13 protein-coding genes are annotated in these 15,269 nt (G+C 61.3%); 8 read left to right on the top strand and 5 right to left on the bottom strand.

Going from position 1 to position 15,269, the window contains the following annotated elements; all coding sequences use genetic code 11:
- The first annotated feature begins 182 nt into the window (after positions 1 to 182).
- The 6 genes from OKW98_RS06130 (at position 183) to OKW98_RS06105 (ending at position 6,784) form a co-directional block, all read left to right on the top strand.
- Entirely contained in the window at positions 183 to 1,745 is a 1,563-nt protein-coding gene (locus OKW98_RS06130; RefSeq protein WP_265388376.1) for an MBOAT family O-acyltransferase, read from the top strand.
- A 10-nt stretch (positions 1,746 to 1,755) separates the two neighbouring features.
- On the top strand, positions 1,756 to 2,931 hold the full coding sequence (locus OKW98_RS06125; protein ID WP_265388375.1) for an alginate O-acetyltransferase: 1,176 nt from the start codon (positions 1,756 to 1,758) through the stop codon (positions 2,929 to 2,931).
- Positions 2,932 to 2,963: 32 nt separating this feature from the next.
- Positions 2,964 to 3,620 carry an alginate O-acetyltransferase AlgF gene (locus OKW98_RS06120; RefSeq protein WP_265389660.1) on the top strand — a complete coding sequence of 219 codons (657 nt, stop codon included), beginning with the start codon at positions 2,964 to 2,966 and terminating at the stop codon, positions 3,618 to 3,620.
- 204 nt (positions 3,621 to 3,824) lie between these two features.
- Positions 3,825 to 5,279 carry a mannose-1-phosphate guanylyltransferase/mannose-6-phosphate isomerase gene (locus OKW98_RS06115; protein ID WP_265388374.1) on the top strand — a complete coding sequence of 485 codons (1,455 nt, stop codon included), beginning with the start codon at positions 3,825 to 3,827 and terminating at the stop codon, positions 5,277 to 5,279.
- Positions 5,280 to 5,461: 182 nt separating this feature from the next.
- Positions 5,462 to 5,926 (top strand): multidrug transporter, encoded by a 465-nt coding sequence (locus OKW98_RS06110; RefSeq protein WP_265388373.1) that lies wholly within the window; start codon positions 5,462 to 5,464, stop codon positions 5,924 to 5,926.
- 33 nt (positions 5,927 to 5,959) lie between these two features.
- Positions 5,960 to 6,784: an SDR family oxidoreductase gene (locus OKW98_RS06105; protein WP_265388372.1), complete on the top strand. Its 825-nt coding sequence runs from the start codon at positions 5,960 to 5,962 to the stop codon at positions 6,782 to 6,784.
- Between the two features lie 196 nt (positions 6,785 to 6,980).
- Here OKW98_RS06105 and OKW98_RS06100 read toward each other — a convergent pair whose 3' ends face one another.
- The 4 genes from OKW98_RS06100 to OKW98_RS06085 form a co-directional block, all read right to left on the bottom strand.
- A complete protein-coding gene (locus OKW98_RS06100; protein ID WP_265388371.1) occupies positions 6,981 to 7,853 on the bottom strand; it encodes an HlyD family secretion protein in 873 nt (290 codons plus the stop codon).
- 15 nt (positions 7,854 to 7,868) lie between these two features.
- Positions 7,869 to 8,069 (bottom strand): DUF1656 domain-containing protein, encoded by a 201-nt coding sequence (locus tag OKW98_RS06095; protein WP_265388370.1) that lies wholly within the window; start codon positions 8,067 to 8,069, stop codon positions 7,869 to 7,871.
- Positions 8,059 to 10,257: an FUSC family protein gene (locus OKW98_RS06090; protein WP_265388369.1), complete on the bottom strand. Its 2,199-nt coding sequence runs from the start codon at positions 10,255 to 10,257 to the stop codon at positions 8,059 to 8,061. The genes OKW98_RS06095 and OKW98_RS06090 overlap by 11 nt, the downstream gene beginning before the upstream one ends.
- A gap of 294 nt (positions 10,258 to 10,551) precedes the next feature.
- Entirely contained in the window at positions 10,552 to 12,063 is a 1,512-nt protein-coding gene (locus OKW98_RS06085) for an efflux transporter outer membrane subunit (protein WP_265388368.1), read from the bottom strand.
- Between the two features lie 180 nt (positions 12,064 to 12,243).
- Between OKW98_RS06085 and OKW98_RS06080 the strand changes: the two genes are divergently transcribed.
- Positions 12,244 to 13,191, top strand: coding sequence for a LysR family transcriptional regulator (locus OKW98_RS06080; RefSeq protein WP_265388367.1), 948 nt, complete (start codon positions 12,244 to 12,246; stop codon positions 13,189 to 13,191).
- 105 nt (positions 13,192 to 13,296) lie between these two features.
- Positions 13,297 to 14,271: a 2-hydroxyacid dehydrogenase gene (locus OKW98_RS06075; protein WP_265388366.1), complete on the top strand. Its 975-nt coding sequence runs from the start codon at positions 13,297 to 13,299 to the stop codon at positions 14,269 to 14,271.
- A gap of 71 nt (positions 14,272 to 14,342) precedes the next feature.
- Here the strand turns inward: OKW98_RS06075 and OKW98_RS06070 are convergent, their stop codons facing one another.
- Positions 14,343 to 15,242 carry a DMT family transporter gene (locus OKW98_RS06070; RefSeq protein ID WP_265388365.1) on the bottom strand — a complete coding sequence of 300 codons (900 nt, stop codon included), beginning with the start codon at positions 15,240 to 15,242 and terminating at the stop codon, positions 14,343 to 14,345.
- Positions 15,243 to 15,269: the final 27 nt, after the last annotated feature.

Raw genomic sequence — 15,269 nt, 5'->3', positions numbered from 1 at the left:
CTTGCCCGCGAAAGCGATTTTCCAGACGACATGACTGTGTCGGATGTACTGGCCTGATCGCGGGCAAGCGCGCTCCTACAGAATCGGCGTCGGTCGTTCGGATTTACGTTTCACCCCTCCATTTTTCATGGGGGGTTTGGGGGGTTTCGGCCCTTGATGTTGGACAAATGGAGAGATAAAGGATGGTTTTCTCATCCAACGTGTTCCTGTTCCTGTTCTTGCCGGTGTTTCTCGGCTTGTACTACCTGAGCGGGCAACGCTATCGCAACCTGCTGCTGCTGGTCGCTAGCTACGTGTTTTATGCGTTCTGGCGAGTGGACTTTCTGGCACTGTTCGCAGCAGTGACGCTGTGGAACTACTGGATCGGGCTGCGCGTAGGCGATGCCGGGGTCAGAACCAAGCCGGCACAGCGTTGGCTGCTGCTCGGTGTGGCGGTCGACCTGTGCATCCTCGGCTATTTCAAATACGCCAACTTCGGCGTCGACAGCATCAACGCGATGATGACGTCGATCGGTCTTGAGCCGTTCATCCTCACCCATGTGTTGCTGCCGATCGGTATCTCGTTCTACATCTTCGAGTCCATCAGCTACATCATTGACGTTTACCGTGGCGATACGCCGGCAACGCGCAACCTCATCGACTTTGCGGCGTTCGTGGCAATCTTCCCGCACCTGATTGCAGGGCCGGTACTGCGTTTCCGCGACCTGGTCGACCAGTTCAACAACCGCACGCACACCGTCGACAAATTCTCCGAAGGCTGCACGCGGTTCATGCAGGGTTTCATCAAGAAAGTTTTTATTGCCGACACCCTGGCAGTGGTCGCCGACCACTGCTTCGCCCTGCAGAACCCGACCACGGGTGACGCATGGCTTGGCGCGCTGGCGTACACCGCTCAGCTGTACTTCGACTTCTCCGGCTACAGCGACATGGCCATCGGCCTGGGTCTGATGATGGGTTTCCGCTTCATGGAAAACTTCAAACAGCCCTACATCAGCCAGTCGATCACCGAGTTCTGGCGTCGCTGGCACATCAGCCTGTCGACCTGGCTGCGTGACTATCTCTACATCACGCTGGGCGGCAACCGTGGCGGCAAGGTCGCGACCTATCGCAACCTGTTCCTGACCATGCTGTTGGGCGGTCTGTGGCATGGCGCCAACATCACTTACATCGTCTGGGGCGCCTGGCACGGTGTGTGGCTGGCAATCGAAAAAGCCATTGGCCTGAACACCGCGCCGCGCACGTTCAACGTCGTTCGCTGGGCCTTCACCTTCCTGCTGGTGGTCATGGGCTGGGTCATCTTCCGCTCGGAAAACCTGCACGTTGCCGCCCGCATGTACGGCGCCATGTTCAGCTTCAGCGATCTGGGCCTGTCGGAACTCAACCGCGCCAGCCTCACCGGCCTGCAAGTGGCGACCCTGGTCGTGGCGTACATCACCCTCGCCTTCTTCGGCCTGCGTGATTTCTACCGCAACCGTGCTCCAGCCAAGCCGACCGACAAGGCTGTACAAATCGATGGTCCTGCCGCTGCCGAGCCAGGCCTGATCAAGGCCGTGCCGGGCGACAAGCCGGGCAGCATTCATCAACCGGGTTACATCGTCGGCACCGAAGCGCAGGTTCAGCCTGCCTACTGGACCGTCGACTGGTCGCGCTATGTCATGCGCGCCCTGATCCTGCTGATGTTCGTTGCATCGATCCTGAAACTCTCGGCGGCCAGTTTCTCGCCGTTCCTTTACTTCCAGTTCTGAGGAGCCTGACATGACCCGTTCATTACGTTTCCTCTACATCTTCCTGTTCCTGGCGATCCTTCTGGTGCTGGGCCTGTGGTCGCTGCGCAGCTTCGTCGGGTTCTCTACGTCGAAGGAAACCACTGTGCTCAATGGTCAATGGGCCAAGGCAGTGGAAACCCATTACGACGAAGCATTTCCGATCAAGCGTCTGGGCACCAACCTCTGGGCGGCGCTGGACTACAAGGTGTTCAACGAAGGTCGTCCGGGCGTGATCCTGGGCAAAGACCAGTGGCTGTACACCGACGAAGAATTCGACGCCGTTGCCAATAGCGAGCAGAACGAGGCGGACAACCTGGCGATCATTCAGGGCGTGCGTGACACCCTGAAAAAGCAAGGCACCCAGCTGGTGCTGGCGATCATTCCGGCCAAGACCCGTCTGTACCCGGAGCACGTCGGTGACAACAAACCAGCCACGGTCCACACCGACCTGTATCAGCAGTTCCACGCCCAAGTGAATCAGGCCGGCATCCTTGCCCCTGATCTGCTCACTCCGCTGCAAAGCGCCAAGGAGAAGGGCCAGGTGTTCCTGCGCACCGACACTCACTGGACGCCGATGGGCGCGGAAATCGTTGCTCAACAGTTGGGTGACGTGATCAGCAAGCAAGTGCCGCTGAACGTTGAACCGCAGAACTTCGTCACCGAAGCCAAGACGACCGAACCCTACAAGGGCGATCTGACCAACTTCCTGCCGCTGGATCCGCTGTTCAGCAACCTGCTGCCCAAGCCGGACGACCTGCAACAGCGCAGCACCAACCCGGCTCAGGCTAATGCAGAAAGCGGTGACGCCCTGTTCGCGGACAACTCGGTTGCCGTGGGTCTGGTCGGCACCAGCTACAGCGCCAACCCCAACTGGAACTTCGCCGGTGCGCTTAAGCAGGCCCTGCACACAGACGTCGTGAATTACGCCGAAGACGGCCATGGCCCGATCCTGCCGATGCTCAAGTATCTGCAGACCGACGCCTTCAAAAGCAGCCCCCCGCAGGTGCTGATCTGGGAATTCCCGGAACGCTACCTGCCCGCTCACAACGACCTGACCGAGTTCGACCCACAGTGGATCGCTGAACTCAAAAAGGCCCGTGACCCCCAACAGAATCTGGCGGACAACGCCAACAACTCCGAGTCGCCCCACCGGGCGCAAAACTGAGAGGACTACTCACAATGACTTCGCAGAACCCAATGCCAGTTCGTTCGAGCAAAACCAACCTGCTGAAAACCTGCGTGCTGGCCGCGAGCCTGGGCTTCGTATCCCTTTCCGCATTCGCCGGTGGCGACGCCGCTCTTTATGGCCCGACCGCACCAAAAGGCTCGACCTTCGTGCGTGTGTACAACGCCAGCAGCAGCGAAATCTCCGCCAGCGTCGGCAACACCAGCCTCAACGAAATCGGCCCATTGGCCAGCAGCGACTTCGGCTTCATGCCGCAGGGCGACTACACCGCCAAAGTCGGCAGCCAGTCGCTGCCGGTGAAACTGGCCAGCGATCACTACTACACCATCGTCAACAACACCTCAGGTGCTGCGCAACTGGTTGAAGAGCCGCCGTTCAAGAACAAGCAGAAGTCCCTGGTTCGCGTACAGAACCTGAGCGACAAGGCGCTGACCCTGAAAACCGCTGACGGCAAGACCGACGTGGTCAAGGCTGTGTCTGCCAAGGGTACCGGCGAGCGCGAAATCAACCCGGTCAAAGTCAGCTTCGCGCTGTTTGACGGCGACAAGAAAGTGGCTGACCTGAAGCCCGTTGCACTGGAGCGCGGTGAAGCCGCCGTGCTCTACGTCACCGGCAGCGGCAGCAGCCTGTCGCCAGTCTGGGTCAAGCGCCCGACGGGCACTCAGTAACACATTCGATACTGGCCGAGAGGCCGCAGGCAGCGCGCGTGATCACCCGCGCGCAGCCACGGATTTACGGGATTAAGCGTTCGGCGTCAGGCACTGCGGAGCAAGCAGACAGCCAGGAGGGCGCCGGGCGATGCAAGACAAAAACCAGAAAGACCGAAAAGCCCTACAGCCCATTCGAACGATTTTTGCTAACGGAGAAACAAAATGATTCCAGTGATCTTGTCAGGTGGCAGCGGTTCCCGACTCTGGCCTCTTTCGCGTAAACAGTTTCCTAAACAGTTCCTTGCATTGACCGGCGAACACACTCTGTTCCAACAGACCGTCGAGCGCCTGCAATTCGACGGCATGCAGCACCCGGTTGTGGTGTGCAACAAGGATCACCGCTTCATCGTCAACGAGCAGCTCAGCGCATTGGGTCTGGAAACTCAGGCCGTGATCATGGAACCGTTTGGCCGCAACACTGCGCCTGCCGTTGCCATCACCGCGATGATGCTGGCCAACGAAGGTCGCGATGAATTGATGCTGGTTCTGCCAGCCGACCACGTCATCGAAGATCAGAAGGCCCTGCAGCGCGCACTGGCCCTGGCCACTGTTGCTGCAGAACGCGGCGAAATGGTGCTGTTCGGTATTCCGGCGACCAAGCCTGAAACCGGCTACGGCTACATCAAGTCCACCGCCGATGCCTTGCTGCCGGAAGGCGTCAGCCGCGTGCAGCAGTTCGTTGAAAAGCCCGATGAACAACGCGCCCAGGAGTTCGTCCAGGCCGGCGGTTACTACTGGAACAGCGGCATGTTCCTGTTCCGCGCCAGCCGTTACCTGGAAGAGCTGAAAAAGCACGATCCGGACATCTACGACAACTGCCTGCTGACCCTCGAGCGCAGCAAGCAGGAAGGCGACAGCATTTCCCTGGACGAGGCGAGCTTCGCCTGCTGCCCGGACAACTCCATCGACTACGCCGTCATGGAAAAAACCCAGCGCGCGTGCGTGGTTCCACTGGATGCGGGCTGGAGCGACGTTGGCTGCTGGGGATCCCTGTGGGACGTACACGCCAAAGATGAGAACGGCAACGTTGCCAAGGGCGATGTCGTCATTCAGGACAGCCGCAACTGCATGATTCAGGGCAACGGCAAACTGGTCACCGTGATCGGCCTGGATAACATCGTTGTCGTCGAAACCAAAGACGCCATGATGATCGTCCACAAAGACAAGGTTCAGGGCGTCAAGCAACTGGTCAACACACTGAACGAGCAAGGCCGCAGCGAAACCCAGAACCACCTCGAAGTCTATCGCCCGTGGGGCTCATACGACTCCGTGGACATGGGCGGGCGTTTCCAGGTCAAGCGCATTTCCGTCAAGCCGGGCGCCAGCCTGTCGCTGCAGATGCACCACCACCGTGCTGAACACTGGATCGTTGTATCGGGTACCGCTCAGGTCACCTGCGACGACAACGTGTTCCTGCTGACCGAAAACCAGTCGACCTACATCCCGATTGCCTCGGTTCACCGCCTGCGCAACCCGGGCAAGATCCCGCTGGAAATCATCGAAGTCCAGTCGGGTAGCTATCTGGGCGAAGACGACATCGAACGTTTCGAAGACGTCTACGGCCGCTCCACCCCAGGCATCGAAGCCGGCGTGAAGACCCAGACCATCGCGCGTTAATACCGCTTTACCGAGTAGTACTAGCCCCCGTCAGCTCTCTGCGTATTCCCCATCCGCAGAGGGTTTTCGGGGGCTTTTTTGTGCGTTCCATACCAGCGAATCTAAATCAACTTAACCACCATTAGCTCAACCCCCTCCCCTTTCGGTACGATGCCCGCATCTGTAATCGCGAGATCGACACGATGATTTTCGGCGCCGTACTCCTGTTCACCTGGCTGGTCCTGCTCCTGCGCTACCCCTCCAAGGCCCTGCCCGTTTCCCTGGCAGCAGCGGTTGGGTTGGGCGTCGTGGCGGCGTTTGTGGTCTGGGAAGACAGCCGCGATGAGCAGCGCCTTGAGCGCCTGCAAATGCGCGTGAACTATGCCCCGCAGCAATGCCCGACGGGTCGCCCGTTGCTGGTGCTGATCGATAACGGCAATAAGGTTTCCCTCACCGAGCTGCGCTGGAAGATCGCGGCCTACGCGCCGGGCGATACCGTCAACCTGGCCGAAGACACTTACACCTCGCCGCGCTATCGCGGGCCGGGTGACTTGTTGCCCGGCAGCCAATGGCAAGATTGTCTGCCAATGCCGCCGCTGCGCCCGGGTTATCGCCCGCAGACCCTGGAGTTTCGTGCCGAACGCCTGCAAGGCACGTTCTCCGGCTGAGTGCCGCCCCTCTCTTTTTTCAAGGACTGAACCATGTCTGTGATGTTGATCACCGGATGTTCCAGCGGCATCGGCCGCGCCATGGCGGATACCTTCAAAGCGGCGGGCCATGAAGTCTGGACAACCGCACGCAAACCGGAGGACGTGCAGGCGCTGACCGCGTCAGGTTTCCGTGCTGTGACGCTGGACGTCAATGACAGCGCCGGGATTGATCGGCTGGTCACCGAGCTTGATCAGCACGGCAGAGGGCTCGACGTGTTGATCAACAACGCAGGCTACGGCGGCATTGGCCCGCTGCTGGATGGCGGCGTCGAGGCCGTGCGCAGGCAGTTCGAGACCAATGTGTTTTCCGTCGTCGGCGTGACGCGCGCGCTGTTTCCAATGCTGCGCCGCAACAAGGGATTGGTGGTCAATATCGGCAGCGTTTCAGGCGTGCTGGTGACGCCGTTCGCTGGCGCGTATTGCGCCTCAAAGGCCGCCGTCCATGCCATGACCGACGCATTGCGTATGGAACTGGCGCCCTTCGGGATCCGCGTGATGGAAGTCCAGCCTGGCGCCATCGACACCCATTTTGCGCAAAACGCCAGCCACGAGGCCGAGCAGGTGATTCACGAGAACTCGCCGTGGTGGCCGTGGCGTGAAGGCATCCGCGCCCGGGCCAATGCATCCCAGGGCAATCCGACACCCGCCGCCGACTTTGCCCGCGACGTGCTCACCGCTGTGCAACGTCGCCATCCACCGCGTCTGTTGCGATCCGGTAACGGCAGCCGCGCGCTACCCCTGATGGAACGGCTGCTGCCCAAGGCCTTGCTCGAATGGATTCTGAGCAAGCGTTTCAAGCTGGATAAAAAATACTGACTGCCACCGCCGGCTTCTGTAGGAGCGTGGCTTGTCCCGCGAACTGGCGCGAAGCGCCAGCAAGACCAAGCGTCCCGGTTATAACTGATGCACTGCATTCACTGTTATTACTGTCGCTGCGCAACAGATCGCGGGACAAGCCACGCTCCTACATCCTCCGGCGCGACACATCTGGCGTACCGCGCAGCTCAACGTGCTATCGCGTTGAATCTTGCGTTTCGGGATTCACAATCACCGTGCAGGTAATCCCTGCCGCCAGCACAACCCCTTCCGGCACGTGATCCAGGTGAATGCGCACGGGCACGCGCTGGGCCAGTCTTACCCAGTTGAACGTCGGGTTGACGTCAGCGATCAGCTCGCGGCTCTCCGGGTTATCGCGGTCGTAGATGGCGTGGGCGATGCTCTCGACGTGGCCCTTCATCACTTCGCCGCTCATCAACTGCATGTCCGCCGGATCGCCGATCCTGACGTGGGGCAGCTTGGTCTCTTCGAAGAACCCGTACACCCAGAACGAATTCATATCGACTACGGCCATCTTCGCCTCGCCGATGCGCGCGTAGTCGCCGCGGTGCACGTTCAAGTTGGTGACATAGCCGTCCACCGCCGCCAGCACTTTGGTGCGCTGCAGGTTCAGTTGCGCGGCGTCGAGCTGGGCAACCGCGAGTTGATAATCCGCCTGGGCAGAGGTTGCGACATTGCTGGCGTCTTCGCGGCTTTCGGCGGAAATCACCAGGGCGTCCATGTCCTTGCGACGATTGGCGTTGACCTTGCGCATCTCCCACGTGGCCTTGCGCGACGCCACCATGGCCTCGGCCTGCTTCACCGCCAGCTGATAATGCTCAGGGTCGATCTGCATCAGCAGATCGCCTTTTTTCACCGGCTGGTTGTCCTTCACCGGCACATCGATCACCACCCCACTGACGTCGGCAGCGACGTTGATCACGTCGGCGCGCACCCGACCGTCGCGGGTCCACGGCGTGTCCATGTAGTGAATCCACAGCAGCCGGCCGATCCAGATGGCCAGGGCCAGAATCAACAAAGTCGCGATCAGACTGAAGAGCTTTTTCATCTCAACCAATGTGCCTCAACGGTAAACAGTGAGCGCCATGGCGCCGAAAATGCAGCTGAACAGGCTCAGACGCAGCAGCGCCGGATGCCAGAAAAAACGGTACAGGTCGAGCCCGGACATGAAGCGGTCCAGCGCCCAGGGAAGCACCATGGCGACCACAAACATGACGGTCACGGTCGGCATGTAAACGCCGTGGAAGGCGAGTTCACGAGGCATTGAGTTGTCCTTGCGGCGAGACCAAAGCCACCTGCTCTGACTGAACGCCCGCCAGCGGCGATTGCGGGTCCAGCAAGCAGGTACGAATAAAGTGCAGGTAGCTTTTCACCCGGCGCAACGCCGAAGTGTCGAAGTGCGGCGCGAAGGGCTCGTCGGTGTTCTGCACGCAGACGATGGCGTGATCGACGGCCGACAGGCTGCGCGCCAGGTTGTGGCGATCGGGCTGGATGAACAGACGAATCAACGAGCGGCCCATGCCGCGAATCGCCTGCCGCCAGGGCTGCCATTCGGCATAGCTCGGGTGTACCGGCAGAATGTCCTGCTCGCGGCGCAGCTCGATGATCGCGTGGCCGATCTCCAGCACCACGAACATCCAGCGCAGCAGGTTGCGTTGCACTTCGGGTTTGCCGGCGGCCAGGCCATAGGCCTGATGCATCAGATCGCGGGTGCGGCTTTCAAAGCTGGAGCGAATCCCGCGCAGCGGCGCGCTGATGGCAAAACTGACTTGCTGACGCAGATTCCCTTCCAGCCGCTGCCACAACCAGCGACTGTTCGGCGGCAGAATGATTGCCCCCGCCGCCGCGCACAGCAGCATGCCAAGGACCATGGCGATGTAGTCATTGATGAAGGCGTAAGGGTTGTAGACCGTGAGGTTGTCCGGCGCCGAACCAATGCTGAAGAAAATCAGCAGCCCCAGCCCATATCCGACCCACTGCGGCCGTGTGGTCAGGAAGGTGCCGAGCACGAACACTGGCGCCAGCACCATGCACAGCAAGGGAAAACCATCGATGCGCGGCAGCACGAAAAAGGTGATGAAAAACCCCAGCACCGCACCCAAAAAGGTCCCGCACGCCATCTGAAACGACATGCGCCTGGGGTTCGGCGTTGTCGCGGAAAGCGCCACGGTGGCAGCAGATACCAGGGTCATCGACGCACCACTCGGCCAGGCCGTCGCGACCCAATACACCGACATCACGGCGAGAATAAACGTCGCGCGCATGCCGGATGCCAACGAAGACAGCCAACTGGTGGTGGACACGAACGGCTCGACCCATTTCTCCCGCGCATGGCGGTGATCGGCCAGGGATGCATGGGTCTGGGCGTAGTCGTGCATGTCGTCGACAAAGCGATACAGCAACTCATACGCGGTGTGGAAATCCAGCAGGTCATCGTCGCTGGGCTCGGTCCTGACGAACTCGGCGCGCAGGCTGCGCACGTGCTCGGGCAGGTCAGCCTTGTACACGCTCAAGCGGTTGGCGAGCAGCGCGGCGTCGGCGTTGGTCAGCGCGCGCCCGGCGAAGGGCTCCAGCAACCGAGTCAGCGCACTCAGGCCCGGCTCGATGGCCTGAACCGCCGGTGTCACGCCGCGCCGACGCAAGCGTTCGAGCAGTTGATGCAAGGCGTTGAAGCGCGTGGTGATGGTCATGAACTCGCTGTTCAGGCGATTCAAGCGGCCGTTGCGGCGGCGCATGTGCGGGTCTTCGAATACCGTGACCGCGCGCAGGCCTTCGAGCCCCACGGCGTCGGCGATGAAGCGCACGTTGCTGGCTTCGAACGAGGCGGGATCGCTTTCACCGCGCAGGCCGGTGATGACGAATTGGGCGAAGGTGCCAAAGCGCTGATACAAGGTGTTGCGCATCGCCGCGCCGGCGCTTTGCGGCAGGATCGCGGCGCTGACCAATGTCGAGCAGACGATGCCGAGGGAGATTTCCAGCACCCGCCACATGGCCGCCATGAACGAGGTGTCCGGGTGCGCGAGCGAGGGCAGCCCGGTCATTGCGGCGGTGTAGCCGGCCAGCACGAATCCGTAGGCGCGGAAGTTGCGATAGCGCGCGGCGCCGGCGCAGCAGAAGCCGACCCAGATCGCCAGACTGCCGAGGAACGACTCGCTGTTTTGCGCGAACAGCGCCATCAGCGTGACCATCACCACGGAGCCGGCGAGCGTGCCGAGCAAACGGTAGAAACTCTTGGCAAACACCTGCCCGCTCTGGGGCTGCATGACGATGAACACGGTGATCATGGCCGTGCGCGGCTGCGGCAGCTCCAGGCGCATGGCGATCCAGTACGTGAGGAATGCCGCGGTCAGCACCTTGCAGATATAGATCCAGGTCACGCCATCGCTGCGCGCCCAATCGTTGAGGCCACGACGCCATTCGAGGGATTTGAGCCAATTCAGGGATCGCACCATCTCAATTCAAGCCCTGTGGTGGCTGATCCGACGCATTCGCGGGCAAGCGCGCTCCTACAGGTGACCGCGTTTCGGCAGGCCCATCGGCGTGGGCAAAGGATCGCGTTTCGGCAGGCCCGTCCGCGTAGGCAAAGGATTGCGTTTCGGCAGGCCCGTCCGCGTAGGCTAAGGATTGCGTTTCGGCAGGCCCACCCATGTCGATGTCCGATCGCGCGTTATCGGGCAAACACATTCCACTGTAGGAGCGCGCTTGCCCGCGATGGGGCCCGTCCACGCGATAAATGATCATCTGGCTCACCGATCAAACACCGCCAATGACACCGGCGTTTTCGGCGCAGCGGTCCTTTCCGGCGCAGGCGAATCATTACCGGCCATCAACCCGCCGCCCAGCGCCACCACCAATTCCGCGTGCACCGTCAGGCGTTCGGCCTGGACGTGTTGCTGCACCTGTTGCTGATGGAACAACAGCGTCTGGGCGTTGAGCACATTGAGGTAATCGGTCAGGCCGCGTTTATAGGCAATCATCGCGATGTCGTAGGTTTTCTGCGCGGCGGCCACCGACTGATCGGCGAACTGCTGTTGCTTGTCCATCGACTCGCGGCGAATCAGTTGATCGGAGATGCTCTTCAGCGCCATCACCAGGGTCTGGTTGTACTGGGCGACAGCTTCGTCATAACCCGCTGACGCCACGCCCAATTCGGAACGCAAACGCCCGCCGTCGAAGATCGGCAAGGTGATCGCCGGGCCCACGCTGTAGTTGAATTTCTTGCCAGCGAGGAATTCCAGCATGCCGCCGCCGGTGGCCATGTAACCCAGGCTGCCCATCAGATCGACGTTCGGATAAAACCCGGCATGAGCGACATCAATGCCCCGCGCTTGCGCCGCCACCCGCCAGCGACTGGCGACCACATCCGGACGCTGCCCCAGCAATTCAGCAGGCAGCGCAGAGGGCAACTTCAGCGCGGCGTTCAGCGACAGCGTCGGGCGCTGCAGACTCGCGCCCTCGCCCGGTCCTTTGCCGGCCAGCGCCGCGATCTGGTTGCGGCTCAAAGCAATCGCCTCGTCCAGCGCGTCAATCTGGCGATGGGTTTCGGGCAGCGGAGTTTCGGCCTGGCTGACTTCGAAATGGGTGCCGATGCCGCCTTTCAGGCGACGCTGGGCCAAGTCAACGATTTGCTGCTGTTGCGCGAGGGTCGCTTCGGCAATGTCACGCTGGGCGTAGTTGAGCGACAGCTGGATGTAAGCGCGGACGAGGTTGTCCTGCAATTCCAGCTGCGCCTGACGCTCCTGGGCGGCGCTCATGTGCGCCATGTCCAGCGCCTGTTCGGAGTGATTGCTCTCCTGGCCCCACAGGTCTAGGGAATAACTCAGGCCCAGCGAGGCGTTATTGTCCCACGTGCTGGTGTTCGACAGCTCACCCGGGCCGTAGAACTGATCCGTCGGCCAGTTGTGCCGTTTCAGCGTGCTGTCGCCGGAGATGTGCAGGGATTCAGCCGATTCCGCGATGCCCGCCATGGCCTTGGCCTGACGCACCCGCGCCGCAGCGATCGCCAGGCTGGGGCTGCCGAGGGCGGCCAGTTCGATCCAGCGATTGAGTTGTTCGTCGCCATAGGCGCGCCACCACTGACCGGCCGGCCAGTGGGCGTCTTTGTCGGCCGCCTTGATGGCGTCGTCGGTGGCCAGCGCGTCGGGCGACAACGCTGTGCCTTGAGGGGCGATTCCGCCAGTTCCGATGCAGCCGCTGATGAGTAACGTTAAAGCCCACACAATGAGGGGCTTGAGCCCTCTGACGAGACGACGCGGCACTGCTGCAATTACCTGAATGGAGGGGAATCTATGATGCGGGGATTCTAGGGGGCGTCTAGCCCGGCGATAAGCCGGGACTTCTGCGAATCTTTGTTACGCAACCGGAGATAATCCTTTGGTATGGCTGACATGGATCAGTTACTTCATGTCACAATTTGCCATCTCACCTGAGAACGGCCAATGGACACTCTGCAAAACATGCGCGCCTTCACTTGCGTGGCGCAAGCGGGCAGCTTCACCGCTGCCGCTGCTCAACTGGACACCACCACCGCAAACGTTTCGCGCGCTGTCTCCAACCTCGAAGCCCACCTGCAAACCCGCCTCCTCAACCGCACCACGCGACGCATCGCCCTGACTGAAGCGGGCAAGCGTTACCTGCTGCGCTGCGAACAGATTCTCGGCTACGTGGAAGAAGCAGAAGCCGAAGCCAGCGACGCCCATGCGCGCCCGGCCGGGCAGCTGAAAGTCCATTCGATGACCGGCGTAGGCCAGCATTACGTCATCGACGCAATTGCCCGCTATCGGCGCAATCACCCGGACGTGTCGTTCGACCTGACCATGACCAACCGCGTCCCGGACCTGCTCGAAGAGGGTTACGACGTGTCTATCGTGCTCGCCAGTGAGCTGCCGGATTCGGGCTTCGTCTCCCAGCGATTGGGCATCACGTACAGCATCGTTTGCGCATCGCCCGCCTACATCAAAGCGTTCGGCATGGCACACCGGCCGGCTGATTTGCTCAATCATGCTTGCCTGCGTCTGGTCAGCCCGGTGTTCCCGCTGGAAAAGTGGGCGTTCGACGGCCCCGAAGGCCAGGAAACCGTGACCATCGGCAACTCGCCGTTTCTGGTGAATTCGGCCGACGCCATGCAGGCGGCGATCAGCAGCGGCATGGGCATCGGGATTCTGCCGATCTACTCAGCCATCGAAGGGTTGCGTAATGGCTCGCTGGTGCGTGTTCTGCCGCAGTACCGGTCCCACGAGCTGAACCTGTACGCGATCTATCCGTCGCGGCAGTACCTGGATGCGAAGATCAAAACCTGGGTGGAGTACTTGCGCGGCTCCCTGCCGGAAATCATGGCGGCCCATGAAGCGGACCTGCAGACCCATGTGTTGCCGGCGACGGTTTAACGCTCCGCCGCAACGGGCCACATATCCCTCTGCCTCGCCAATCCCTCGGCAAGAATGTTAGCGTGCTACGCAATGCCCTTCTGAACTTCCGAGAGAAGCTATCCGATGAAAAAGACCGTCCTTGCCTTCAGCCGCGTGTCCCCGGAAATGGCCGAACGCCTGCAGCAAGACTTCAACGTGATCATCCCCGACCCGAAAAAGGGTGATCTGAACCAGCAGTTCAACGAAGCCCTGCCCCACAGCCACGGCATGATCGGCGCCGGTCGCAAGCTGGGGCGCGAGCAGTTGGAGAACGCGAAGCAGCTGGAAGTGGTGTCGAGCATTTCGGTCGGCTACGACAACTACGACGTCGGCTACCTCAGCGAACGCGGCATCATGCTGACCAACACCCCCGACGTGCTGACGGAAAGCACCGCCGATCTGGGCTTCTCGCTGATCATGAGCAGCGCCCGCCGCGTCGCCGAACTGGACGCCTACACCAAAGCCGGGCACTGGAAACGCAGCATCGAGGCGCCGCATTTTGGCACCGACGTCTACGGCAAGACGCTGGGCATCGTGGGCATGGGCAACATCGGCGCGGCAGTCGCGCGGCGGGGTCGTCTGGGTTTCAACATGCCGATCCTGTACAGCGGCAACAGCCGCAAGAGCGCCATCGAGCAAGAGTTGGGTGCGCAATTCCGCACGCTGGATCAGTTGCTGGCCGAGTCGGACTTCGTCTGTCTGGTGGTCCCGCTCAGCGAAAAGACCACGCACCTGATCAGCACTCGCGAGCTGTCGCTGATGAAGAAGAGCGCGATTCTGGTGAACATCGCCCGCGGTCCGATCGTCGACGAGCCGGCGCTGATCAAAGCGTTGCAGGACGGCACGATTCGCGGCGCCGGCCTGGATGTCTACGAAAAAGAGCCGCTGGCTGAATCGCCACTGTTCGCCCTGAGCAACGCGGTCACGCTGCCCCACGTCGGTTCGGCGACTGACGAAACCCGCCAGGCCATGGCCGACCGCGCCTACGCCAACCTGCGCGCCGCGCTGCTGGGCGAGAAACCGCAGGACCTGGTGAATGCGCAGGTGTGGAAGGGATAACCTCACTGTGATGATCATTCCCACGGTCCCCGTGGGAATGCCGCTCCAGGCGCTCCGCGCCAGCCAGCCTCTCACGCCAGTTTCGCACCCACCGGCACAATCACCTTCGGCTTCCTGAACACCAGCACGTTCCCGGCCATCACCAACACCAGTCCCATCAACGCGGGGGCGGTCCATTGGTAGCCTTCGGCAAACGCTGACACATTCAGCGCCACCACCGGAAACAGCACGGTGCAGTACGCCGCGCGCTCAGGGCCCATGCGGCCGACCAGGGTGAGGTAGGCGGTAAAGCCAATCACCGAACCCGGGATTACCAAATACAGCAACGAGCCGATGTACCGCGCGTTCCACTCAAACGCGAACGGCGTGCCGCTGAGCACGCAATACACGCACAGCATCGTCGCGCCATACAGCATGCCGTAGGCGTTGGTGGTCAGCGGACGCAGCCCCGCCTTCTGTTGCAGGCTGGAAAGCATGTTTCCCGCCGAGAAACTCAGCGTGCCGAGCAGGGTCAGCGCCAGGCCGATCAAGGTCTCGCGACTGGCGCTGTGCCCGGCCAACTCCGGCCAGAACAGGCACGCCAGACCGATCAGCCCCAAGGTGCCGCCCATCACCACGTTGCGTGCGATCTTCTGTTTGAAAAAGATCCGGGCGTTGAGCGCGTTCCACAGTGTCGCGGTGGAAAACATCACTGCCACCAGACCGGTCGGGATCCACTGGCTGGCGGTGTAAAAGCACATGAAGTTGACGCAAAACAGGCACAGCCCTTGCGCCAGGCAGATGAGCTGCCCGCGACGATTGACCTTCTGCAGTTTCCCGGTCACCAGCAACAGGGCGAAGATGATCAGTGCCGCGAGGCCAAAGCGGTAGACGATCGACACCGGGATGGCGACTTCGCCCAGTTGCAGTTTCAAGGCGATCCAGGTCGTGCCCCAGATCAAAACGGTCAGCAGATACAACGTGATGTTCATGTCGGGCTCCCCAGTGAAGCCTCAGTC

The organism is Pseudomonas sp. KU26590 (genome assembly GCF_026153515.1).
Taxonomy (GTDB): Bacteria; Pseudomonadota; Gammaproteobacteria; order Pseudomonadales; family Pseudomonadaceae; genus Aquipseudomonas.
The sequence above is the reverse complement of the archived record's forward strand: the minus strand, read 5'-3'. Positions and strand labels throughout refer to the sequence as shown.

Bases quoted from the DNA above. Each gene is read 5' to 3' on its own strand.
- OKW98_RS06070 (WP_265388365.1), bottom strand. From the start codon at position 15,242: ATGAACATCACGTTGTATCTGCTGACCGTTTTGATCTGGGGCACGACC.
- OKW98_RS06120 (WP_265389660.1), top strand. From the start codon at position 2,964: ATGCCAGTTCGTTCGAGCAAAACCAACCTGCTGAAAACCTGCGTGCTG.
- OKW98_RS06080 (WP_265388367.1), top strand. From the start codon at position 12,244: ATGGACACTCTGCAAAACATGCGCGCCTTCACTTGCGTGGCGCAAGCG.
- OKW98_RS06130 (WP_265388376.1), top strand. From the start codon at position 183: ATGGTTTTCTCATCCAACGTGTTCCTGTTCCTGTTCTTGCCGGTGTTT.
- OKW98_RS06125 (WP_265388375.1), top strand. From the start codon at position 1,756: ATGACCCGTTCATTACGTTTCCTCTACATCTTCCTGTTCCTGGCGATC.
- OKW98_RS06075 (WP_265388366.1), top strand. From the start codon at position 13,297: ATGAAAAAGACCGTCCTTGCCTTCAGCCGCGTGTCCCCGGAAATGGCC.
- OKW98_RS06105 (WP_265388372.1), top strand. From the start codon at position 5,960: ATGTCTGTGATGTTGATCACCGGATGTTCCAGCGGCATCGGCCGCGCC.
- OKW98_RS06090 (WP_265388369.1), bottom strand. From the start codon at position 10,257: ATGGTGCGATCCCTGAATTGGCTCAAATCCCTCGAATGGCGTCGTGGC.
- OKW98_RS06095 (WP_265388370.1), bottom strand. From the start codon at position 8,069: ATGCCTCGTGAACTCGCCTTCCACGGCGTTTACATGCCGACCGTGACC.
- OKW98_RS06110 (WP_265388373.1), top strand. From the start codon at position 5,462: ATGATTTTCGGCGCCGTACTCCTGTTCACCTGGCTGGTCCTGCTCCTG.
- OKW98_RS06115 (WP_265388374.1), top strand. From the start codon at position 3,825: ATGATTCCAGTGATCTTGTCAGGTGGCAGCGGTTCCCGACTCTGGCCT.
- OKW98_RS06100 (WP_265388371.1), bottom strand. From the start codon at position 7,853: ATGAAAAAGCTCTTCAGTCTGATCGCGACTTTGTTGATTCTGGCCCTG.